13 protein-coding genes are annotated in these 24,548 nt (G+C 62.9%); 4 read left to right on the top strand and 9 right to left on the bottom strand.

The window, feature by feature from the left end; all coding sequences use genetic code 11:
* The first annotated feature begins 114 nt into the window (after positions 1–114).
* The 4 genes from AB0C36_RS01405 to dbpB (AB0C36_RS01390) are packed head-to-tail and all read left to right on the top strand — an operon-like array spanning position 115 to position 4,516.
* Positions 115–1,011: a hypothetical protein gene (locus AB0C36_RS01405; RefSeq protein WP_358347495.1), complete on the top strand. Its 897-nt coding sequence runs from the start codon at positions 115–117 to the stop codon at positions 1,009–1,011.
* Positions 1,008–2,150 carry a DGQHR domain-containing protein DpdB gene (gene dbpB / locus AB0C36_RS01400; protein WP_358347493.1) on the top strand — a complete coding sequence of 381 codons (1,143 nt, stop codon included), beginning with the start codon at positions 1,008–1,010 and terminating at the stop codon, positions 2,148–2,150. Before AB0C36_RS01405 ends, dbpB (AB0C36_RS01400) begins: the two co-directional genes overlap by 4 nt.
* Complete coding sequence (gene dpdA / locus AB0C36_RS01395; protein WP_358347490.1) at positions 2,147–3,367, top strand: tRNA-guanine transglycosylase DpdA; 1,221 nt, start codon at positions 2,147–2,149, stop codon at positions 3,365–3,367. Before dbpB (AB0C36_RS01400) ends, dpdA begins: the two co-directional genes overlap by 4 nt.
* A gap of 42 nt (positions 3,368–3,409) precedes the next feature.
* Entirely contained in the window at positions 3,410–4,516 is a 1,107-nt protein-coding gene (dbpB, locus tag AB0C36_RS01390; RefSeq protein WP_358347487.1) for a DGQHR domain-containing protein DpdB, read from the top strand.
* Positions 4,517–4,628: 112 nt separating this feature from the next.
* Here dbpB (AB0C36_RS01390) and AB0C36_RS01385 read toward each other — a convergent pair whose 3' ends face one another.
* The 9 genes from AB0C36_RS01385 to AB0C36_RS01345 all read right to left on the bottom strand — a co-directional run bounded on the left by AB0C36_RS01385 (position 4,629) and on the right by AB0C36_RS01345 (position 24,090).
* Complete coding sequence (locus AB0C36_RS01385; protein ID WP_494410240.1) at positions 4,629–6,686, bottom strand: hypothetical protein; 2,058 nt, start codon at positions 6,684–6,686, stop codon at positions 4,629–4,631.
* The gene (gene dpdK / locus AB0C36_RS01380) at positions 6,686–7,201 is read right to left on the bottom strand and encodes a phospholipase D-like domain-containing protein DpdK (RefSeq protein WP_358347671.1); all 516 of its coding nucleotides are present in this window, start codon (positions 7,199–7,201) and stop codon (positions 6,686–6,688) included. The genes AB0C36_RS01385 and dpdK overlap by 1 nt, the downstream gene beginning before the upstream one ends.
* A gap of 2 nt (positions 7,202–7,203) precedes the next feature.
* Entirely contained in the window at positions 7,204–11,712 is a 4,509-nt protein-coding gene (dpdJ, locus tag AB0C36_RS01375; RefSeq protein WP_358347483.1) for a protein DpdJ, read from the bottom strand.
* A gap of 6 nt (positions 11,713–11,718) precedes the next feature.
* Positions 11,719–12,402 carry a hypothetical protein gene (locus AB0C36_RS01370; RefSeq protein WP_358347480.1) on the bottom strand — a complete coding sequence of 228 codons (684 nt, stop codon included), beginning with the start codon at positions 12,400–12,402 and terminating at the stop codon, positions 11,719–11,721.
* Entirely contained in the window at positions 12,399–15,467 is a 3,069-nt protein-coding gene (gene dpdH / locus AB0C36_RS01365; protein WP_358347477.1) for a protein DpdH, read from the bottom strand. The genes AB0C36_RS01370 and dpdH overlap by 4 nt, the downstream gene beginning before the upstream one ends.
* Complete coding sequence (gene dpdG, locus AB0C36_RS01360; protein WP_358347474.1) at positions 15,460–16,320, bottom strand: protein DpdG; 861 nt, start codon at positions 16,318–16,320, stop codon at positions 15,460–15,462. The genes dpdH and dpdG overlap by 8 nt, the downstream gene beginning before the upstream one ends.
* Before the next feature lie 3 nt (positions 16,321–16,323).
* Positions 16,324–18,903 (bottom strand): protein DpdF, encoded by a 2,580-nt coding sequence (dpdF, locus tag AB0C36_RS01355; RefSeq protein WP_358347472.1) that lies wholly within the window; start codon positions 18,901–18,903, stop codon positions 16,324–16,326.
* Positions 18,900–22,196 carry a protein DpdE gene (gene dpdE, locus AB0C36_RS01350; RefSeq protein WP_358347469.1) on the bottom strand — a complete coding sequence of 1,099 codons (3,297 nt, stop codon included), beginning with the start codon at positions 22,194–22,196 and terminating at the stop codon, positions 18,900–18,902. The genes dpdF and dpdE overlap by 4 nt, the downstream gene beginning before the upstream one ends.
* A 730-nt stretch (positions 22,197–22,926) precedes the next feature.
* On the bottom strand, positions 22,927–24,090 hold the full coding sequence (locus AB0C36_RS01345) for a hypothetical protein (RefSeq protein ID WP_358347468.1): 1,164 nt from the start codon (positions 24,088–24,090) through the stop codon (positions 22,927–22,929).
* Positions 24,091–24,548: the final 458 nt, after the last annotated feature.

Genomic DNA, 24,548 nt, shown 5'->3' with positions numbered 1-24,548 from the left:
TTTGCCGTCTTTGCAAGCCTGCAGCCTAGCGCCAAAACTTGCGGGTACAGTAACCACAGCAGAGCAACAGTTATTGGTGTCGGGAGTCGAACTACCTTGAGAGAACTATCGTTGGTGGTCACCTGCACCGATCGCAAGGTCGACGCGCCGAACGAGACTCTGCGTGCCAGGTCTCTGCCCGAGGGCAGCGTGAAGCAACGCGCCACGGACTGGCAGGAGCGCATCCGATCAGTCGCGTCGCAAGACCAGACGGTGGTTCGATCTCTGGCGAACCTCTACTGCGGCGACCATTGGACCCAAGCATGCGGCCTCGTCGGAGCAGCGACCAACGCCGGCTTTGCCCCCCGGCTCTGGGTTGCGTCTGCAGGGTTGGGGCTACAGCCAGTCGAGCCGGCGGAGTATTCGGCGCCCTCCTATGCGGCCACGTTCAGCACGCGGCACGCCGACTCAGTCGCGACGTCGGCCACCGAGAATGCTGATTGGTGGAGTCACCTGCAAGCTGGCAGCGGTCGTACCACGCTGCAAGAACTCGGTCGCCGAGGAGCAGTCCTGGCGGTCCTGTCTGAGGTCTACGCAAGCGCCATGGAGGCGGAACTGCTCACTCTCGGGGGAGTGGGCAGCGAGGCGCTGCTCGTCGGCGGGATGGCGGACATTCCAGGCATCCAACGCATCCCGTCCAACGCCGGGCTGCGGCGTGCACTGGGCGGTACCTTGACCAGTCTCAACGTCCGCATGGCCGCGTCATGGCTGAAGCATTGCCAGGAGGGATCACTTATCTCGCCCGAAGGTCAGTCCTTGTGGGATAAGTGGTCCGCACACGTCGAAGCGCAGGAGCGATACGACCGACGTCCGATGACCGACCAAGAGGTCATCGCGTTCATCACACGAGAAACCAAGCGGACACCCGGTATCTCGCGCACACGACTCCTGCGTACCTTGCGCGACGGCGGCCAGGCTTGCGAACAGAGCAGGTTTGCCAACCTGTTCGCACAGACGGTAGGGAAACAATGACAGAGAGGATCATTAGGCGCAGGGCTCTTCGGATTGAACAAAATCCGAACATTCCCCTCTACATCTTCGCCCTCGAGGCTGGAGAAATCGATCGCGTCGCCGATGTGGCGCGTATCTCCAGAGACGAGGCCGGGAAGCTCTTGGGTTACCAGCGGCCCGAGAAACGGCAGCATGTGAAGCAGATCCTTGAGTACCTCGACGGCGGCGACGTCCTGTTTCCCAATGGACTAATCCTTGCCCTTCCGTCCACGGTGCGCTTCCGTGGAAGCCGAGGACCGAACAGCACCGACGGCCTCGCAACCATTGGAACCCTGGAGATTCCGCTGCCTGATTCACCTAACGCGCCGCGACCGGCCTTGATCGTTGATGGGCAGCAACGGAGCCTCGCACTCGCACGGACCCGCCACTCCAAACTGCCTATCACCGTCGCTGGCTTCGTCGCCGAAGACGTCGAGATCCAGCGTGACCAGTTCCTGCGTGTCAACACGGTGTCGCCACTCCCCCGCGATCTGGTGACGGAACTCCTGCCGGAAGTAAATACCAAACTCCCCACCAGACTATCCGCACGCAAACTTCCATCGATTTTGGTCAATGCCCTTAATCAAGATCCTGATTCACCTTTCAAGGGATTGATTAAGCGGGCTTCCAGCACGACAGAAAAGAACACTCATGCCGTCGTGGCAGACAATAGCCTCGTTGCCGCGATCGAACAATCGCTGACACCATCGGGCGTCCTCTTCCCCTACAAGAATCTCTCCGACGGCACGACTGACACTGACACCATGCGCAGCATTCTCGTCACCTACTGGACGGCAGTGCGCGACACCTTCCCCGGGGCATGGGGGCTGCCCCCTACAAAGAGTCGTCTCATGCACGGGGTAGGAATCCGCTCCATGGGGCGACTCATGGATCGGCTCATGGACCGAGTCCTCGAGACCACCGAGCCGAACTCTAAAGATGCCTACGAAATAACAATGGGTGAGTTGGCGATCGTCGCCCCCCATTGCCACTGGACGAAGGGCCGCTGGAACGGACTCAACTTGCCTTGGAATGAACTAGAGAACACAGGGCGGCACATCAACTTGCTATCAAACGTCTTGATCCGTATCTATCTTCAGTCAAGGAAGAGTACGTCGTGAAGTTCTACTTTCCGGACAGTCAGGACCAAATCAGTCCAACATACGACTTCCCGAACGACGAATACTCTCCTTTCCGCGTCCGGCAACGCGACGACCTCTACGCACACCAGGCTGTCACCCCTGCGCCTTACGAAGGGATACTGGTCAGCAAGGCAATCGTCGATGGCTCCACAAAGGGAGCCGGCAAGTACAGCACGCCACAACGAGAGCGCCTCTACCGACTAGGGGTCCGACGATTCTTCAGACTTCCCCAAGAGATGACCAGCCTCGGCGACTGTGGGGCGTTCAATTACATCGACGAGGAGATCCCGCCCTACTCTGTCGACGAGGTCCTTGACTTCTACGAAGGGTGCCAGTTTGACGAGGGCGTAAGTATTGACCACGTGATCTTCGGCTACGCACCTGAAGCATCCGAAGCTGATGTCGATCCGGCGTGGGTTAAGCGACGCCATATCTCGCTCGATCTTGCTGAAAAGTTCCTCGAAACCATCCAATCCCGCGGCAGCAAACTCCAGCCGCTCGGCGCTGCTCAGGGATGGAGCCCTGCGAGCTACGCCGACAGCGTGGCCCGTCTACAGGAAATGGGCTATACGCGAATCGCGCTCGGAGGGATGGTTCCCCTTAAAACCCCCGAGATTCTCGCATGTCTTGACAAGATCAACGAAGTGCGCCGCGAGAGCACCCATTTTCACCTCCTGGGCATTACGCGCATCAGCCACATGGAGGAATTCTTCGAGCGTGGTGTCTCTAGTTTTGACAGCACCTCCGCCTTCCGCCAGTCCTTTATGGACGAGCGCAATAACTATCACACCCCCGAGCGCACATATACTGCCATTCGCGTCCCTCAGGTTGATGGAAACCCGGCGCTCAAGCGGCTCATCCTGGCAGGTGCAGTTTCACAGGCAGCTGCAATCAAGGCCGAGCGAGAGTGTCTGCAAGCCCTTCGCGCTTACGACAAAAGAGGGCTGTCGCTAACCGAAACAATCGCGGCGTTGGATGCCTATCTCTCTCTTGTCGACGAGACAAAGAGAAAGAAGTATCTATCCAATTACGAAGAGGCTCTGGCCGACCGGCCTTGGGAGAAATGCCCATGCCTTCTATGCAAGGAAATAGGTATTGAGATCTTGGTATTCCGAGGAACCGAGAGAAACAAGCGTCGCGGTTTCCACAATATGACCGTACTCGAGGCAAAAATGCGCGCGCTGCGATTCGCATAATCCTCGACTCCATCCACGTAAGATCTCAATTCAGGAGCCGATGTGGCCGATCGCTACACCTTGCAGCTTCCCGCCATCGAAGTGCGGCAAGGCAGTAAGAAGATCTACTGCTTTGCTGTCGATGGCAAGAAGTTGCACGACTTCACCGCCGTCTCGCGGATCCGTCGCGATGACGAGCGGCAATTGCAGGGATACCAGCGACCGGAAGTCCTGAGCCACATCCGATCAATCCGCCGGTACCTGGAGTCCGACGGGGCGATGCTCCCTAATGCATTGGTACTCGCCTTCGACCAGCGAGTGGAGTTCGTCCCGATGGGCGGCACTAAGGGCATCGGGTACTCCGTCCCTGGGGTCTTGCATATCCCCGTTGACGAGTCACTGTCCGAGGATGACAAACCCGCGTGGCTGGTCGATGGCCAACAGCGTAGCGCCGCCATCAGAGATGCCGATCTCGCAGAGTTCCCGGTGGCAGCCGTGGGCTTCATCGCCGATGGTCAGGAGGAGCAACGATCACAGTTCATCCTGGTCAACTCGACGAAGCCACTGCCTAAGGGACTCGTGCACGAGCTGCTGCCTGACACGGCAGGCCAATTGCCGCCCGCCTACGCCCGTCGCCAGCTCCCGGCCCGCTTGATGACTCAGCTCAACACTGATGGCAACAGTGCGTTCTTCGGCAGGGTGCAGAGTCCGACATCGCCGGACGGCAACATCAAGGACAACACCGTGCTCAAGATGCTGGAACACAGCCTCTACGAGGGCGCGCTGTATCAGTACCGCAACGCTGACGGCACCGGCGACCTGGACAGGATGGTCGCGCACCTCCACATGTACTGGCACTTGGTCAAAGAGACTTTCCCGGACGCCTGGAAGTTGCCACCACGCCAGTCACGGCTGACACATGGTGCAGGCATCCAGGCGATGGGATTCGTCATGGACCGACTCACGGCGGAAGCACCGGTGGAGGACGTCGACTGGGAAAACGTACGAGCAACGCTTGAAGGCCTTGTGCCGCACGTGGCCTGGACGTCAGGCACCTGGCGTTTCCCGGACGAGGAACGCCGCTGGAACAGCCTCCAAAACACGCCATCCGATCTTCGGCTCCTCAACGACTACCTGAAGCCGCTCACTGCCTTTGCCAACGGCCGTTAGCGAACGGGTGGCCGCGGCGAACTCGCGTGCGGCCACCCATTAGTCGCGCATTCGCTGTGAGTGCGGCCGGCATCCTCTTCACCAAGTGCGAGGAGAGGCTGAACCGCGGAACTCACGCATTGCGCGCGCGCCTTCTGCCTTGCGCGGGTGCGGACTGGGTGGAGTGGTGTTGCAGAGCATCCACCGTTGCGCGCACCACGGAGACCGACCCGGCGCCCTTTGGATATACCACTGCCTGTGCGTGCTGAGTGATGAAATTCGCAGCGGCATGGGTTGCACACTGGGTGATCAACACACAAAAGTCCGCGTGACGCGCGATCTCTCGCAGTTGGGTGGAGCCGACCTTGTCCGCTGACAGGGACAGCTTCACCTGGGGGTACTGCTCCGCCATCCAATGTTGGACCCGATCCAGCACCCCCTTGTCCATGCCGTACACGAGAACGTGAGCCGGCAGGATGGTCACCGTCTCTACGTCGTTGCTCGGCTCTTGCCAGACTGGCCAGTCAAGGCCCAACTCCAATTCGTGCGACAAGGAGCAGGCCGAGGCTAGAGATGCCTTGTCGAGTCGATGGGCATGCCGGTGCAACGGAGCCAACAATTCCAGCACCGCCTGCGAACGCACCTGCTGGTCCGGGGCCGCGAAGGCTGCCAACCGGTCGACGAAGTCCAATGCCTGGCTGGCCGTCTCCGAGGCAACCCACTCCTGCACACGCATGGTCAGATGCTCGAGGAATTCATCATAGTCGCCAGCGGATGGGGAGGTGCGCAAGAACAATTCCAGCAGCAGATCCAATACGGCCAGGTTCGCAGGGTCACGCCTCTGTCCAATGCTGCTGGTGGTGATCTGCGCCAACGTCAGCGGCAAGGAAAGACCGCTGCGGGCGACTTCCTGCAAGAGCGGTGACAACGCATGACGCCAAACGTTCTCGTAGCCTGAATCATTCAACCCCGACAGCAAATTGGCGAGGACAGCATCTGCGGCGGCGTCTGCTGACAGCGGCAACTCTATGCCGCCAGCGGCCTCCATGTCCCGGCAGATCCGCAATGCGGCCTTGTCTCCCTCGGCCACGGCGGCGAGCAGTTCTTTCCAAGACTCGGGCCACCACGGCGCCGCGCTGTCGGCCGTGTCTGCCGTCACCAGGAAAGCTGAGCCGCTGACCTGCGTTGTGCCGTCGGCTTCCGCTGACCGCGGGGAGACCACACGGCTGCGGAAGCGGTCCAGAATTGGCGGCACAGCCGACGACCGCTCCACCGCGTCCAGGGCCTTGATGCCGCGCGCCAAGTCCTCTTCCTGTCCGCGCGCCAGAAGACCAACCAGCAGTGCCGTTGCTGCCGTATCACCGAACTGCGTCGGATCTTCCTCTGCCAGAATTGCGATCGGTACCTGAGGCTGCGCAAGGGCCTCGCAAGCCATTCTCAAAGACCCCTGAGCCAACGCAGGCTCGATACAGGTCGCGTGGACGGCGCTGAGTACCATATCCTTCACAACGCGGGGAGGATCTTGCAGTAGGACCTCGCGAAGTCCCGGCAGGGCAAGCAATTCGGCGGCCTGCCCCATTATCGCAAGTCGCTTGATCTGCAGGTGTTTGAGGTTGGCCACCGACAGCCCGCCCTGTCGGCCTATTTGTTCCAAAATATCCGCGGCCACCTGAGGCGCACCGCCCACCAGGGCAGACTCGAAGTCCGTCAGTAGCCGTCCCAAAGCCTTGGGTGCCGTCCAAGCCCTTTGTGGACTGTTCTCCACCAAATTCAGCATCCGCGTCAGCGCTGCATGCAATGCCTTGCGCTTATCGCGCGGAGCACGCAGTCTAAAGGTGCCCAACGGTCCGAAGTGGACGGCAATTGCGGATTCAATCGCATCACCGTGGTCCAGCGCGACCGGGATGTCATAGCCTGTCTTCACCATGGACGGGCCGACGAAAGCAACGAGAAGTTCGCGCACTACGGCAGCCTCGTTCGCCCGTCGGGCGATGACGTAGTACGCGGACTCGTCCGACGTCTCCCACAGGCGCGGCAGCACCACGGGTGCGCGCCGAGCACGTACGGCACTGTCGCGGAACACTGCGCACCAGTCGGGGAACTTACCTGCGGCGTTGTGGCGAGGATTGAAAAGGAGATCTATAACGTCGTCGAGTGACCCAGCCTGACTCATCTGGGGATCCGCATTCATCACGTCTGCCCCCACTCATGCTGAAATTCCACAAGCGCTTGGGCGGCGCTGCGTTCATCAGTGGTGTATGTGATCTGCTCCTTGTTGCGAGCCAGTCCGTTGCGAGTGAAGTTCATCGAGCCCTGAAGGATCCATCCGGGACCTACCAGGCACTTTTCATGGACATCGTTGTCTTGGATCACCCGCAAGTCGCAGGCGGGGTCCGCTCCCGATCGCAGCCGCTGCACGAACGTCGCGTTGGCCGCAGCCGATCGAGTCACCACCCGCACTTTCGTGCCCGATTGGGCCAACAGCAACAGCAAGTCAGACAATCGGCAGCGCTCAGGCGGGTCCTCACCGAGCGCATGATCGAAGGAGCCATCAGAGTTGTCCACCAATTCCACGTCACTGATCCACGCGGACACAAGCCACACCTCGCCCTGCCCGCCGACCAGTTGCGCCAACAGCGCAGTACGGATCAGCGAGTCCGCGCGCAATGCACTGCGTGCATTGGTACGCAATGTCCGGCCGGCCATGGTCACTGCTCCGACTCCTTGATGACCACCCGTACCAAAGCATGTTCGTGATCCCGGCTTATTTGAACGATCTCTCCAAACACGCGCAACACGCCACGGTCCACTTCAACAAGCGGTATCTGCAGCATTACCGCACGCAGCAGTTCAGGTTGGTTCAAGGGAAGTTCCAAGTCCACTTCCGGGTGCTGCGCCAGCAGTTTCTGGTACCGCTCAATCCAGTCGCCTACCGTGCAGTCGATCCTGGGGACATCCCGCGCATGCATCGCTGCAACGAGCAGTCGATCCAGAACAGCAGGGCGTTCATTGTCTCGATATGGCTGGTACGACTCCAAGTGATGGTTACGGGCCTGGTCACCCCGTGGCCACAACATGCTGAACGCCTGATCTGATGTCAATGGCCGCGGCAGCTGCAACACGCCGGCGCCCGCCGCATACGCCACCACCCGTGCATCCACCTCAATGCCCGTGGTCTCTTCCAAATCATCCCAGGACTGAATCAGTGCCCATGCGGCAGCATCCGTCGTCTGGTCAGAGCCCGGACGCAGCAAACGTGTTGCCAATGCCGCCACGTCACCGTGTCGGGGGGAACCGTCCAACGCTGTCCATGCCGTTCGGACTTGCTGGAGCGCGTCGCTGGCGGTACCCGCTGATTTAGCGGACCGCACCTGCGCCATAGCCTTGGCCAGATCCCCCTGAGGCTCCTCGTCGAGGACATGCCGCAGCAGATCGGTCAGTCGCCGATCGGTGTACTCATAGGCGTTGGGTCGCAACGCAGCCGTTACCAATGTCCAAAAGCGCGTTGGGTCTTCGCTGTAGCGGTAGGCCAACGCCTCAACGATGCCCAGGCCCCCTTCTGACGTCTCGCTGATCCAGATCGTGTCGAAGTCCTCGTCGTTGCCGGGTACGACATCGATGGTCACATCACCGTCTTGGGCGTCAGGGCAGATACGCAACACTGCCTCGAGAATCGCTGCGGCCAACGTGTCAAGGTAGGCACGACGCGCGAGGTCGCTGGTGGCCTCACCAACATCGGCAGAGAACAGCAGCGCGCCCGCTTCGTCCATAGCCTGTGCGACACCCGACTGCCGGCTGAGCGCCAGCAAATCAGATGTCACTCTGTCGGCAGCCCCACCGCCTGCCGCTGGCGAGCCAGTCGTCGCTGGGTCCTGCCGGTACAGCATCTGGATGACCTGCATGACGTGATCGCGCCACGCTCCCCCGGCCAATGCAGCGTGGATCGTCGCCGGGCTCTCGTTCTGTAGTCCCTTCATAGCGAATGCCGCAAGGTAGACCAGCGCCAGCCAGCCCCGCTGGAACACATTGGCATGCGCGCTGATACGCGCGTCCTCCGCAACGAGCCGAGTGAACGCCTTCGTGCGCCACTGTCGGGATCCAAGGTGGCTCTTGATGCGCGGCGCGGTGACATCCAGGGCGGCTACCCGTACCCGCAGGGCATCGACGGAGGAAGCAAACCCCAGGGCAGCGTCCTCACCGTCCAGCACGTAGCGGACTGTCACCCGCTCTCGAGTCGGCGGCGTGCCACGTGCTATATCGCACTCGGCGCCGTACGTCATACGGCGGACTTCGACGGGGCTGCCCGTCGCATGCGTCGCGAACCCCACCCCGACAATGCGGTCCTGCCAAGCCGAAAGATTCGGCACAGTGGCCTCTGTCGGGCCGCCCCACCAGTTGTGAACGAACTCGGTGGCCCACAGTGGACGCCCTTGGGAATGATTGGCTACATCATCGGGGGGTGCGGCTAGGACCATCCTCTGTGGACGCGTAACCAACAGCGTGCCCCCATCGCGTCGACCGGCGTTCCACCTGCCCTGCCGGAATTCACGATCGACAATCTTCGCCAGATCGAGGCTGACGTTTGCCGAGCCCGGCGGCACCTCAAGCCACGTGCGATGACGGTCGCTTTGGTATCCGTAGCGGTGGCTGACGCGACCGGGAACCGCTTCAGCAAGCGCCCGACCGACCGGCATTCTTTCCTCTTCATCCGCGGAGAAGGGGAGCGCGAATTCGACTTCTGGTAGATTCAGCGGGTCAAAAAGCGAACGAGTGATGAATTCTGGCAAGAAGGCGGACGGGCCCGCGCCAGCATCGCTGTGGACGGCATCACGACCCACCAAAAGGCGCCGCAAGATGGTCGGCGCGACAGCCAACATCACGGACCTGGGCTGTTCCCACAGCAGCGCCAGCACATCGTCGTCATTCAACGTCAAGGACCGTTGCAGGTGAACAGTGAGGTCGGCCAGCAAGCGGTCGTCCCCGTCCAGCAAAGCAGCCAGATCGGCGCACAACTGCCCTCGTGCCAGGGCGAACTTCTCACCCTCCTTCGGATCGGCTGGGCCAGTAAGAAGTTGGCGCGCATCCACCGCGATGCCTCGTTGGCGCAGTCGTAGCCCCAGCCAGTCGACGAGCGCCTGCGCGCCTTGAATCTTGACGATATGGCGGTTACTCAACGGCAGTTTCCGAGCGGTGAGCTCAGGGGAAAACAGGGCGTCATAGCCCTGATAAGCCAACCGGTCACGGCCGAAGTCGGACAAGGTGACAACCGTCATTGGTCGTGTGCCACGCTCACGCCCAGCCCGGCCACGCCGTTGAAGGAAAGACGCGGCATCATGCGGAGCCTTGTGCTGCAGCACAAATCCAACGCGAGGGTCATTGAAGCCGACCTCAAGCGATGCTGTGGCCACGACGAGATTGGCTTGTGTATCGACACCGGCGTCCTGAGACGAGGTACGGCCAATCAGCAGTGGGCGCTGGGTGAGATCGGCGCTGAGGTGGTGTCCAATCCGCTCAGGGAGATTCCACGACTGTCCCACCCTGTAACGGGCATCCTGTGCTGGCAGGTCCGGACTTCGCAGCGCCGCCAAAACAGATTTGTTGTCTCTACGCCGCCCCTGACGGCCTTTCTGACCACCCTCGGCATCACGCAAATCGTCATACAACCGGTTTGTTACATCCAGGTCATCCGTAAACAAGAAGCCCCGACTGCCATGAAGAGAGTTCTGTAGAGGGACATCGTGATCGAGCATCCGGCCCTGCAACATGGCAGTCTGGATGGCCACTGACAGCAGACTCACGCCCGAGACCGGGTCGCCCCGCAGAGCTAGCGCGTACTCCCGTCCCTCGAACTCCAGGTCGGCTGGCCGCGGCTCGATCACCGCGACCTTGTCTGTGTTAAGCCCGGTCAACTGGGCCATGAACTGGTCGGCATGCCGAAGCGTGGCGCTTAGCCCTACAAACGTCACGGGTCCGCGGCGCGCGTAGCGCCACCGCCGCAGCAAGAAGGCGGTCTGCGCCCCAGCGGCACCGGAATGCGTGTGTACTTCATCCAGTAGCACCACGCGCGGCCCGGCCCCTGCCCCCCAGCCCAACAACCGACCCAATGCGGACCCGGAGCTGGCCCGGTTGAGCATCTCAGTAGTTGTGAAGAGCAATTTAGGCGTGTTGCCGCGCAGCGACTGCCGCGTCAGCGCCAGCATCGCCGGCGGCAGTTCCTGTCGGCAGTGCGTGCAACGCAGCACCTCTCGCTGTCGCGCGATGTCACGACGCGACCACGCCAACTGCCCGCCATCGCACCGCGGACACCCCAAGTAGGGACAGATGAAGCCGTCGCCGGCCGCCTGCCACGACGTTCCCCTACGCTTGCCGGCCGCCGTCTTAAGTAGATCTTCCCCATCCCATGGAGTGCTGGCGTAGAGCACGCCGATGCGCGGCGCACTCAAGCCCCGTTCCTTCAAACGGAGGTTCTGCACCACGGCATCTCTCAACTGATCGCGCAGCAGTTCCACCCGCGGGTAAAGAGCGAGGGTGTGAACCGTATTGGAACGGCGATCCTGCACCAGAGCCGCGAAGTCAGGAAGGTAGAAGGCCAGAGTCTTGCCGCTACCGGTGCCCGCGCTGACCACGACGCCTCGGGACTCGTCGGCCTGCAAACCCAGCAAGACTGCTTTGGTGGCATCTACCTGAAAGCGGGACAGAGCGTAGGTACCGATCTGACTACGTGCCACCTCGGCATGCAGGTCGGTCCATCCAGGCACCTGAGCCATCTCTGCGATTGCCTCGGACGCCGAGATGTTCCGCTTGGGATAGCGCCGTTCGGCCACGTGCAGGCGGTAGTCCGCCACCAGACGCCGGCCTTGTTCCCACCACCGATCTGGAAGCGGCCGACCAGGATGATGGCCCCGAGGGGCAAACGACTGTCGCAGCGCGGCAGTCAGCCGCATGCCTTCCGCCAGACGCGTGCGGTAACGGGGGGAACCAGACTCCGGCAAGCGGAAGAGCAAATGACGCTGCTGCAGGCTTGCCAGCAGCCCCTCTGCCCCCACCCTCGCGGCGTCAGGGTCGTCCTCGGCAAGTTTCCACAGTGCATGTAGCACCTCATCGTGTGCCAAGGCCCCCTCCGTCACCCCCCAGGACAACAGCGGCAGCTCAAGGTCTTCGAGCGCTGTCAATGCACGTCCGAGCAAGGCGCGGCTGGGAACCGTCTGCGAAGCCACCTACCGTCAGTCCGCCTTCCGAGTGACAGAGATCCAAACGTCCTGATCGTAAGTGCGCAGCAACGCAATGTCATCATCGCTGAGATCGCAGAGGGTCAGCCCGCCGCCGTCGATCCGCTCAATCAACTGGGCCAGCTCGGTTGGCACTTCGCTGGGCGCATGCTCCAGAAGGCGCAACACATTGGCGTGATCGGCACAAAAGGCGCGAATGGTCGTCCCGTCGACTGTCTTCCGCTCAGCAAGCACCCGCAGAGTACGCAGGGAGTTCTCAGCCTCACGGCGATCCGGCGGCGCCAGGGCCGCAAAACGCACGGATGACACACCGCTGACGCAGGTTCGAGCCCACTCCGCCCACGCGTCGCGGATCGTGGAGGCAAACTCCTTGGCGCAGGCGTCGAGCGCCTTCTGGGCCTCCGCGAACACGCGGTCGGCCGGGAGTCCGCCCCGCGATTTGTTCTCGAAACGCTCATAGGCCGCCGCCAAGGAAGCCAGGTTCACCGACAGTCCCGTGCGTTCCCTGAGTAGTACAGCAGTCCGCAGTTGTCCGCGGGCCTTCTCCAACGCGCTTCGGACCTCGTCAATTCGGCGTACCACCCGCTCTTGCTGAGCAGCGTCCTTCTGCGCCTCGGCGATGTGCCGCGCCTGGTTCTGCAACGCACGGGCCTTTTCCAGAACCGAGGCTGTGCTCATGTCTCGTCCTCCGAAGCCGACAACGCCAACCGTGCTGCCTGTTGCCAGTCATCCATTAGGGATGTCATTTGCTGGCTGGCAGTGCTCGCGGCGGTCTGACCCCGGTCTTCGGCCGCCTGAAGGGCATCGCTGAGGAACGCATCGGCTGCGCGCAGCAAGCTATGTAGGTCGGCTAGGTGGGGATCCCTTAGGGGCACGACGCCGTGCAGCGCAGCCGTCATCGCAGCAGTCCCTTCAAGGTCTGCGGTGAGCTTGGCCAGGTCTCTTTCCAGGGCTGTCAGGCTGGCCCAGTCGGCGTCCTGCACCTGGTCGATGAGTTGCCGAATCTCCGGGACTCTGCTGCCGCCTTCCAAACCCAACTCAGCCGCTACCCGCAGCGAGGCTTCCAACTGGGGCAGAACTTCGCTCGAACGCTCTCCGCGCGGGAAGCGTTGCCGTATCTCCTCAAGCAAAGTAACCAACTGGACATGCTGAGCGCGCACTAGTTCGCGCCATCCCGCCAGCGGTCTTGCTGCATCCTGCGCCCACTTCGGTAGTTCGATGCCATCCAACTCCCAGCGTTCGGCGGCACGACGCAGCAGAGGCAGTGCCCGGACAGCATCAATGACTTGAACCGCGCCCGATCCCTGCCCCACGCCTAGGGCTCCGCGCAAGGTTTCCACGAGATTGGTGCGTTTGGCCACGTGGGCGCCGAGACTCGCTTGCCATGCCTCGGTACGGGAGGAGGCATCGGAGCGCTGCCAGGACGCACCAGGGTCGAAGGCAGCAGCATGCAATTGCAGCAACGACATGCCGGGATGCGCCCGACCGGCGAGGGCCGCGCCCATCAACGACACTCGCAGACCGGCCACCAGATGGTCGTCGCTCATCTGTGCGTGGGCGGTGATGCGCTCTCTGAGCACTTGGGCATAGCGGTCGGCCAGGTGGGCCAATCGCAGGACATCTTGGGTACGTGCGCCGTCAGCGGCGTCTACGCTCAACAGGATCAAGCTTTTGAAGAACTCCGCGTTGGCCGGAGTGCGTTTGAAGATGATCGGCGATACGCCTCGGGCCAGAGCCTCAGCGGCAGCTCCTTCGATGGAAACCGTGTTGGCCTTGTTGTTCCAGCCTGCTTGCGCAGCTTCTGAACCGCTGGTTGGTTTTGTCGGGGGATGTGTCCAGTCCTGGCGATTGACAACGGCTCGCGAAATCATGGAACGCACTGTCGAGGCTTCCCCCGTGGCCAAACCGGCGTCGCCAGCGCTCCAGCGTTCCACTAGATCTATGCGCTTTTGGAGGCTTGCCGGCAAAGAACGCGGATCATGTAGCACCTGCGATGGTTTAGGCGAAGCCTCTACGTCAGGTTGACGGGGGGACGTCTTCCCCCTGTCCCGGGGGTACTCAGAGTCAATGGGCAGATGGGGCAACGAAAACGCTTCTGCGATACCGGGATCGAGGTTGACGAGATCGGTTGGGCTGTCCGCCCAGAACTCCAGCAACCTTTCGCGGCGAGGGCCGTCTGACTGGTCCATCTCATCGATCTGTTCTCGGACTCTGCTGGCGAGGGGCAGATCGTTGGCGGCCCGATTGCTCTTGAAGCGCTGTCGAAACTGCTCGTCGGGGAAGGTTCCCTCTGAGATCGTGTCGCAGGACTCGGTGAGGACTGGGATCAGAGCGCGACTGAGGATGGTCCGTGGGACGAAGGCATACGGTTGCCCGGCCGGGGCGACGGCGTGGACGGTCCGACGCAGAGCGGATCGGTTAAATGGGTAGAGTCCGTACCCTTCAGCCGAACTTCCGAACGAGTCGTGGCATTTGACCCTGACCGGACACCCCTCGCATCGGTTGGGCATCGGTTCTCCGGCATGCGTCTCCAGTTCCGTGCGTCCTACGCGTGCCGCGTTGAGATAGCGACCGGCGAAGGATGCGAAAGCTTCAGTACTGTCCTGGCCCTCCAGGACAAGATCCAAGTTGTAGACATGGCCGCCTGTGGAAGCCTCAATCCGGGTTAGAGCCGTTTCCGGTAGATCGTGGAAGTAGCCGCTCGTAATGGCCATAAGCGTCCGCATCGGCGCCAGGACCCTCTGGCCTTCGCGCTGCGAAGTTTCCGTGATCGCGTCCAGCAGGTCGCGCTGGACCCCTTGAATCAGGGCGAAGTCCTCGACCAGCAGGACGATCTCCTGGCCCTGGCGCGCGTAGATTTCCCGCACCTTCTTCATGGCATCCAGAACGCGTCCGCCTCCGAGCGATGCGGTGGCCTGGACAGACTTCTCCCAGTACTCGTTGAGCATCTCCACGGCGACGTCACGCATCTCCGGCTTCGACAACAACAGCCGCAGCATGCTCTTCGTGGGAGCGGCAGTGTCCTGGGTCGTGGAGGCGACGCTGAGCGGCAGGTCGTCAACGGTGAAACGAGGAGGGCGTTCGGCATCCGCGCCGCGGTCGCTGATCATATGTTCAGCGAAGCGTGGGACGAACTTGCCTTCCTCAAGCATCTGTTCTTGCAGGACCGGGTCCTGCAAGAGCAGCGCGAGGCCCTTCTTCCCGGCAAGTTGCCGCTGCCTCCGCGGTAGTGCGGCAGCGGTAGTCCCGGCGAGGGCTATCACCAGTTCGTTGATGAGCCGCAGAGCCAGCGACGACGCATCAGCGTTGCCGGTGGCGCTCCGCACATCCGATCGGATCTGGGAGATTTCCGTGTCATCGACGCCCTCCAGAAGCGACTCGATAACGTGCCGCAGGCTCGTCTTCGACTTCTCGAGGTAGATCACCTTTCGTTTGTCTGTAACAGGGAGGTTCTCCCGCACCCAGCGGACCAGGTGCGACTTGCCAGATCCGGACTCGCCGACGATGGGCATCAGCACGGTCCCCGTTGCCGTTTTTCGTCCGAGGAAATCCTTGAGGACGTCCTTCTCGCTGGCCAGTTGGCCGGTGTTGCTGAATGACCTTCCGTCGATCTCGGCGCGATGGATCTGTAGGGGGGTGTGTGTGGCCAAGAAGACTGCCGACGAGGCCACCACCGCCTCAGTCTGGATCGTCGAGATGACTCGCTCAATGTCCCAGCAGACATAGCCCTGAAACTCAGGCATCATCGCCCTCCAGCAAGGTGATCGATGAGCAAAAGCGCGGAGAGGACCGGTCTGGGTCATGCAAATTGATCACCGCAGAGGCGTCCGAGTCCTGGCCCAGAACTAGCCAGCCTTCGTGCTCGCCGCGCATCAGTGCAAATGACAGGGCGGCACCTGCAATCTTTGGGGCCTCGGGTGCACAACCCAGTGATGCGGCAAGCGAACCGCCAGGCACCACCGGCAGTTGGCGGCGCAGCAGTTGCAGCACGCTCATCGAATCGGTCGAACGGCCACGTTCCAATCCATCGGTTAGCACCTGATGCACGGCACTCGTGCAATCTGGCACATGCCGGTCGCGCGCGTGGGGTGCAGGCGCCATCAGTCCCAGTGCCCTGCCCCACTCGGCCAGAGAGGGCCAGCGGGTGTCGTTGGCCAGCACGAGTTGGCCATCGGGCGCCGACCGGTTGTGTTGCTGATCAATCGTCGCCCAGTTGAAGGACTCCTTGAACGGGTCTCGCATCAATATCCAGGCGAGGGCACGGCGGATATCATCGGGCGGATCCGGAACCTCGCCGTCGACCGCCAGAACCGCCCTACGGATGACCCTTTGGAATCCGGCGTAGTCATCGATACCGACTTTTTCCAGTCCGCCGCGGAGCGACCAGGTGTCGGCTTCAGAACGGATCGCTAGGCCCAGGTCGTTGAGTGTGCCCAGAGAGTGGTGCACCGGACCCGAGTTCTTAGCGTCTGCTTCGCCGGGCTCCAGGTATGTAGTGATCGTCTTCTTGTGTGTGGGCTTTCCTTCCGCCACCATGAAACGGACCACGGTCCAGATGATTGCTGGGTACGGAGCAGGGGTGTTCAGCAACTGCATGAGCTAGAGACCTTTTCTCGCATGCCGAAGGGGGAGCGCGGGAGCATGCGTGTCGAGTAGAAGGCGACCGGGCCGACCAGGCTCTTCCGCTGTCTCGGGATGCAGCAGATACACAGGCTCGCCGTCAGACATGCGCACCCATACGTCTTCGTCCACAATGGCGGCGTCTTCCTTCTCCACCCACACCATGAGTCCGTGAAATTCGTGCACAAGATTGCCATCGCGGTCGAACAACACAGCTGCCGAACCGGCCTCTTCCTGGATCTGGAACGCATGTGCAGCGTCGAGACCAGGACCGCCGAAGCAGGACACCCCCGCCCGCGCCAGCCGTATCAACAGGGACATCAGTTCCGAGTCGCGCTCCTCCCTGCTGCGCCAATACAGGCAGAGACTCTGGTGGTAGGGATGCAGGGAACCAAGCGGAGCGTTGTGGCGCGGCCATTCGGCGATGTCAGGATCCGGGGACAAAGCGGCGCGATACAGCGTCCCGGGACCGGTGGGCGGTAGCCCCTGCTGTCTGCAAGCAGGGCACCCACGGCATGCTGGCATCGTGAAGTAGTCGTCCACGGTGTAGTACTCCGCCAGATCTTCGGCGATGCACCGTTGACGAAGCAGCAGTTGCTCCATTCGCTCAAGAGCGCCGTCCTGAGCGACCTTGATGTCGGTGCGAACACGGTCGATAGCGGCAGCGAAATGGCCGGGATTGTTTGTCTGCCAGTCCTTGAGGTCCACGTCAACAAGGTTGGATGCCTGCTCGTAGAACGCGGCCAGCCGTGACGCCCAGGTCAGGTCGTCCTCACCATACGCGCGTCGCGGCGCTTGCGGCGGGAAGATCTCAATCAGACCTGCACGAACCATGAAGTTGAGGATCTGTTCATTCCAACCGCGGTGCCACTTGTATCCCACCGGCAGTCGGGCTGGCCGGTGTGTCATGTTGAGCCGATAAAGGTCCCTGTCTGTGCGGGAACGCTGTAGGAACATGCCTTCCCACCGCTCCCAGGCGGTCGGAGCAGAGATGAGTTTTTGCCGGTTCAGCCTTTGTGCAATCCCTCGGTCTGCATACGGGCAGGTGGCGAGGTAGGCCAGGGATGGGCTGCCGTCACGCCCGCCACGCCCTACCTCCTGGTAGTACCGGTCCACCGTTTCTGGCAGGCAGGCGTGGATCACCGACCGAACGTCACCAAGATCGACCCCCAGGCCAAAGGCAGAAGTGCCCACGATGACGTCGAAGCGAGTGGGGATAAGGGCTGCACTGTTGCCGCCTGCCCATCCGACCAGAGCAGCCCGCCGTTCGTCTTCGCTTGAGTCACCATGCACGGCGGCGGCTCGATGCAAGCCTGCTTCGCGCAGCACCTCTACCCAATGCTTGGCGTCTTCACGCCGCGTCACATATAGCGCCATGGGTTTGGGCAGGCGGGTGACGGCTTCCAGCACGGCCTCAGCCCGGTCGGCTTCGATGGGGAACGAGCTGATGAAGTAGGCCGGCTCCTGGCGCAACTCCGAAGCCCATACCATTTTCGCCTGCTGTGGCCTAGCGAACAGGTTCTCCAAGGTGCGCACTTGCTGCTGAGTGAGGGTGGCACTCATAGCAACGGTGCGCGGCGCCCGCCCCGGGAGAGCTGCCATCAACCACGAGCGGCGCTGCGCAGCCAGGGACTGATACGCCGTGCGGAAGTCGTTCCCCCACTGCTCGACCAAATGCGCCTCATCCAGGATGAGGTAGTTCAGGTTCCCTGTCTTCGCCGCCTCCAGCAACGCCGCCTGGAGCCCGAGGGCCACAGCCTCCGGGGAAGCCACCACCAAGGGCTGACGCCCCGCAACGATGTTGTCGCGCATCTGTTGCTTAGCAGCAGGATCGAGCGAGCCGACATAGGCGTACCGGCGATGGGCAGCACTGGGGTCGCTATGACCGAGCAAGTCTCGGATTCTGCGTTCCATGTCGATGGCCAATACCACCGTGGGAACGACGAGTACCGACACACCACCGTGCGTACCAGCCAGCAATGAGGCCGCAAGCGCCACCGGTGTCTTGCCGTGCCCTGTGGGGAGGCAAACGATCGCGGTTTCTCCCTGCGGCATCATGGCAAGCGAACGAGCAGCCTGTTGCTGCCCCCGTGACAAATAGTGGCTATAGCCCAGTACATGTGCCCAGAATGGATCGGCTGGCGTATCGTCCAGTTCCCGCCGCATCGGAGAGTCGGTGCCCATGATCGCGTGGCGAACCTGGTCAAGCCCCGCGTCCCGCGCCGAGGCGGATGGTTCGGTCGGCGCCCACAGGGCGCCTCGCAGCAAGGCTCGTTCGCCGTCAAAAAGGGCATCGCATCCGCCCGCACGCCACTGCTCGAACGTCGGCAGCCCCGGACGCAGCGGGACGGGAAGCCGAGCTGAGTTGCCCAGAGCCTCTGCCCGCAACAAGATCTGGTGTGTCAACGCAACGATGTCGCGCCATCCGCTGTCACCGTTGCGTAGTCCAGCCAGTGCATCACCCAGTCGGCGCACGGTCCCTACAAGCGGAGGATCCGATGTTGGGGCTGGCCACGCGTCGAACAGGCGTCGTGCCTGCCCCCATTCGTCATTGCTCATGCGTGCACGTACTCCAGCCCGCGGCGCACGACGCACGCGGCGGCCACGATGCGGATCGTCGGTCGGGACAGGCCACTTGCCAACGTCTGCAAGATGGCCGCATCGGTGACCAGCCCTTCGGTGTCTCCCACCAGGTGTCCTGCCGCGCGTCGCGCGGCGCATTGGGCGTTGAGGACCGCCGCCACCTCCAGAGCCTGCTGCTGTGCCCCCTCGCAGATGGTCTCCAGATTCGTGTGCTCGTACAGGAAGCCCAGGGCGGCCGTCGCAGCCTCATCGGCAAAGGATGCCGCCGCTTCCTGCCCGCCGAACAGAGCAAAGTAATCGTCAACGCGGGCGCTGTTGTAATTGCGGTCGCCGTTGCTTTTGTTGTATGGCCGATTAAGCCAGGCACACTGCGCTGGATCAGTCACAGCGCGGTTGGTGCCGCCTTCCACCCACACGCGCCTCACGAATGGGGCCAAGATGCGGTCTGCTTGCCGGCGCAGCGTACGCGCCGCGTCCGGGCTTCCCTCCACATGCGCCAGCGCGGACGACACATCGGCTTCGACAAGAAAGTCAAAACCATAGTAGGGCTGGGGCTCTTCACCACGAGGCATGGCCCGATCGAGGCGACGAAACACAGCACTCTGGCCCAACTCGTCGTTGAGGACCGCCTCGCCCAGCAGGTCAACCAGCGGATTACCCAGGCGGAACAGCCGCGTGCCAGGCCGCCGCAGCGCCGTTGAACGGTTGAACAAACCGAGCGCCAGGGCATCTTCGGTGATCCGCGCCTGCACCCGCCGCCAGTGCCGAGGCGCCAAGAGAGGCTGCGCTGACCGCACATTGAACTGCACCGCGGACGCGCCCGCCACAGAACGCGTTACGTGCGGCAGACGAACCCCACCCGTGTCCTCGGCGGTGTAGCCCACAAGCGCCGACTCGATCTGTCGCCACTCCGTCTCCGCATGGAGCAAAGACGTCGGCACGCTACGCAGCCCCTGGCCTGCGTCGTGGATGGACTCCAGAAGGTCCATCTTGGCGATCTCGTGCCGCTCATCATCCAGCCGACGTCGCAACTCCTCCCGCTGCGCCAACAGCGCTTCCGGACCTACCGCGAAGGCATGCGCCCACACCAACCCCAGCGACTGGGCAATCGCATCCTGCAATGTGGAGGTCGACCCGTCAAAGACTTGATAGCCCTCGGTTAGCAACGTCGCCCATGCCTCGGCGAACGAGGCATCTGCGCCGTTCTCGTCGGCGAGACGGAACTGTGCCGCCGGGCTATTTGGGCACGCACCCTCGGCGCCGGGGTATCGGTCGACTCGCCCCAACCGCTGTTCCAACTGATTGGCTGACCACGGCAATCGCAGATGGAACACGCCATCGGCCATTTGCAGGTTTAGACCATCCTCTGCGGAATGGTCGGCTACGAGCACTGCCTGTCCTTCAGCACACGACCATCTCGTCAGCGCATCAGTTGCACGCTCCGGCCCATGGCGCTCAGTGTGCTCGGCAACCGTCAAATGGCTGAAACGGCTGTGCAGATGCTCAGCCAACTGGGCGGCCAACTGCCCCGGGCCACAGAAGATGACGGACTTCTTGAGCCGACGGAGATGGGGAAGCAAGACGTTGACGAGTGCCCGCACGTCCCGCTTAGCAGAAGGGAGGTCCTCGAACTCCCATCCGCTGAGGAGGGTGCGTTCCCCGGCAACCACCGGCGCATTGGCCAGCAAAGCCAGGTCATGCTCGCTCAACCCCGCCCGTTGAGCCGCGTCGTGATCAGCAAGTGCCCGCCAGCGCAGAACGTCCACAACATCCCCCGGCAGCGCGGTTGCACGCGCCGTGAGGAGTGCCAGCACCATGCCGTAGGCACCGTTGTCTGCGTCGCCCGTGTCATCTAGATGACTGCGCACATGGCTCCACCAACGCAGGACCAACTCACTTCCCGCTTCGCCTGCGCCTGGCAGAGTTGGGATGAGCGTGGGCCGTGTCCGTCCCCGCACCGCATACGCCAACCCCAGACCGTCCGGGTCGACGCTTTCCCGCAACACACCCTCGCGGCGATGCCGGATCACACGCCGGTGAATGCGATACGTCTCGCCGAGATGAGCCCGGACCTGCGCAATTCGGTAGCTGAATTCGCTATGCTGCGCGGGATCAACCAACTCGTCCTCGTCGTCAAGCAACGCTAGGACGTCCTGCGCGAGTTGGTGAAATCGGCTGTCGCTCTCCGGGAGCAGCTTGGCGATGTCCTCGAGGCTGTCGCGGATCACGTAGTTCAGATCCGGGTCGAGCGACTGGACGCTGTCTGCCAGAGCCGAGCGCATCGCATAGCGGCGCTCGAATTCTTCTTGCTGGTCCCACCGGTACAGCTCAGGATCCAACAGGTGCAGTAGCCCCAAGTTGGTCAGGTAGTTCGATGTAATAGGCGTGGCAGACAGCAGCAGCAGCCGTTCCGCAGAGTGCGCTAGCGCACATAGTTCTCGATACGGCGACGCGTCTGGGGCCGAGCGCACCAGAGCATGCGCCTCATCCACGACGACGAGCGCATAATCCTCATACGCTTGCCACTCGCGGGAATCGTCATACGACGAGATGACTACCCGCTGCGCCACGAAGTCTCCGATGTGGAACTTCTCCTGAAGTTCTCTCTGCCATTGTCGACGCAGCACCGGAGGACAAACAACGACGACGCGCGATGCCGGATCATCCAGCAGTACCTGCCGGATCACGTACCCAGCTTGAATCGTCTTGCCCAGGCCCACTTCATCTGTCAGCAAGTAGCGTTGAACTGGGTCGGACAACACTGTCAGAGCGGCCTCTACTTGATGCGGGTAAATCTCCACCGAAGAGGACAAGAAGGTACTCATACCCGCGCAGGCGCCGCGCTGATGCACCAGGCTGTGCAACATTGGCAGCCGCGCATCCCGGAAGGGCGCCGTACTACCTCCGCGAACGGCAAGACTGGCCACAGGGTCCCGCACGGGTCGATCCCAGCGGACGTAGAGATCGTCCTCAGGGACCGGAAAGTCGAGTTCCGTATTGGGGAACCGCACGCCGTACTCGCGCTCCCCCGGGAAAACTACTCGTCCCGCATTCCAATCCCCGTGGCGACTTCTCCACCAGACGCGCTCCTCACGCTCGAGGAGTACTCGATGCACCTTCTGATCCGCTACCCACTCCGAGTGCGCGACCGTCGTGACCGGCGACTCGAAGTAATCGACGCGAACGCGCCCGCCCTCGACATCCCCGATCTTGCCGATCCCCGGTCCGCCGGACACCCGAACGAAACCCCCGGGTCGCAAGTACCTCATGATCGCCCCCCGCGCTGCGCAACTCGCCGCTCCCCAGGCGCAACATCTGCATGCGCTGAAGGCGCACGTCCTTCAACAGTTGCTGAGTTCGACGACGGATCGCAGAAGTGCACAAGGTGTAGCGTGCAAGCGATGATAGAGGACGTGTAGACGCCCTGGTTGTACATCCGCGAACGTGCAACCGACCGCGGGCGATCGTCTGCATCGAGCCCACCAGGGTGCCGGACGATGACTACGAGAACCTCGGCAGTGTCCTGCCACGTGAGGCAGTAGCTGTGCCGACGCTGCGCACTGGGCTGGGCCACCCAAGGAACGAGATCGATCGGCATCAGCCGGACCCCTGTGTTGACGCGGTGTCAGGTCAACGGGAGGAACCAGACGCGATCAACGGCATGGCAGGAACGGTGGGATCGGCTGGTACGGACAATCCGCCATGCGCCGCTCATGGTGTGAACGACACAGAAGTCCGGATCATCGCGACCAGCAAACCCGAGCGGGCGGAGCCGAACCTGCCGCAGCCACTGCCGCTCTTGAACTCAGTCCTGTGCAGCACCGGCTATCTACGTGTCCCCAGCGTCGCCCTCGACCCGATACCCCGCCCCAAGTGCGCCACGACCCCTGCGTCCATGAGCGCATGGTGTCAGCGGCGCGAGCGGTCACGCGGCCTATGAGTGAGCTCAGACGCAAAGGCGGAGAGCATGCATCCAGGGCGCGGGCACCGGCCGGGGCGTCACCGGGTGCGGACGACGAATCCGTACGCGGTGCCGTTGAGGGTGACGGCTGCATGGTCGGTGCCGACCGGTGTCGGGAGGGCGAGGCCGGTGCCTTCACCGAGGATCTGCTTGGTCCGCACGTCCAGCGCGAGCGGTGTCTTGGTGCTCATCGCGTCGTCGTTGACGCGCTGCCCGTACAGCACACCGCCGACGATCGCGGTCGGGATGAACCGCAGTTCCCCACCGGCCTGCTGCCACAGGGTCTGGCCGGTCTGCGTGTCCCACGCGGTGCACCGCTGGTTGCTGCACGCGACTACGTAGCGCCCGGCCTGGTCGGCGATGTAGCTGTCGAGGCCGTACCCGCCGGTGATCGTCGGGCCGACGGCGACCTGGGCCCCGGTTACGGGATCCTGGATGGTCAGGAGCCGGTCGGTGCTGTTGGGCTTGGTCGGCCACGCGACCAGGATCCGCCCGCCGACCAAGCCGACGATCTTCGGCAACTGCTTCGGATCGGTGCCGCCAGGGCGGCCCATGGCGTCCGAGGTCCACTTGCGTGCCCCGCTCGCCGGGTCGTACACGACCAACCGGCGGCCGTCGCCGATGCCTTCGGCCATGACCACCAGGCCGGCGACGAGGAAGGACATGCCGCGGGTGTCGGTGAATTCGGTGACCTCCAAGGCACGTCGGTCGCAACTGTCGCCGTACGCCGTCCCGCAGTTCAGCCGCCAGCCCGGGGCCGCGGGCCCATCGGACACCTGGGCCCACGTGGTCGACCCGTCGCCGCCCTTGGTGCTGTACCAACCGTCCTCTACCGAGGACGAGCCGGACGAAGTGTTGGCCAAGGCGTCGACGTCCATGGATCCGAGGACCTTGCCGTGCGCGTTGTAGCCGGTCACGGTCCATCCGTCCTTGGCGGGATTCAGCCCGCTGGCCGGCGTGTGCGTCGGGGTCCAGACCACCAGTGCGGGTACGCCGCGCCAGGTGGCGACGGACCACGTCCCCTCGCTGTGGATTGTGCCGCGGGGCGCGCCAGTTGCGCCGTCAAGGATCTGCGCAGTGAACACCCTCGACCCAGGCGTGTCGGGGGCGACGACTGCTACCGCGTCGCCGACCGCCAGGACCTCCGCCGGGTCCCGGCCGGTCGCTGGCAGCGGCGCCGACCACGACGCACGCGTGTCCAACCCCGGCAGCGCAGCCCCGGGGTAGTCGGCTGACACCGCCCGGGGCGACCCCTGAGTTCCCGTCGGCGTCCCTGTCACTGCGGCAGGCGCGCTGCCTGCGCCGCTCGAACCACTGCACCCCGCCAAGACCATCACCAGAGCCGCGGTCATCCCAGCTACTGCGCCGCCCGTGTGCACACGCACCTATCCCAGCCCCCGTACTGCCCGCCTGCGCAGGCACACCGCCAGACCCTATCGTTTCCGCCGCCGCCGAACTCTCGCCGTTGTGCAAGAGATCCGCGCAGCGCCGGTCTGAGGGCGACGACCGCGGATAAGCGGCTGTGTCCGTCCAGGCCGTGGTCGTGGGTGGCGGATCGAGGCGCTTTCGGCGACACGGACACACTCCTGGCCGAACGGCGGTATGAGTCGTGATGGGGTCCGAGCGGGCTGCAGGTGTCACGAATACTCACGTCGAGTGC

This window comes from Streptodolium elevatio, assembly GCF_040649515.1.
Lineage (GTDB): Bacteria > Actinomycetota > Actinomycetes > Streptomycetales > Streptomycetaceae > Yinghuangia > Yinghuangia elevatio.
Note: the sequence above shows the minus strand (reverse complement) of the source record. Positions and strands in the feature narration are given on the sequence as shown.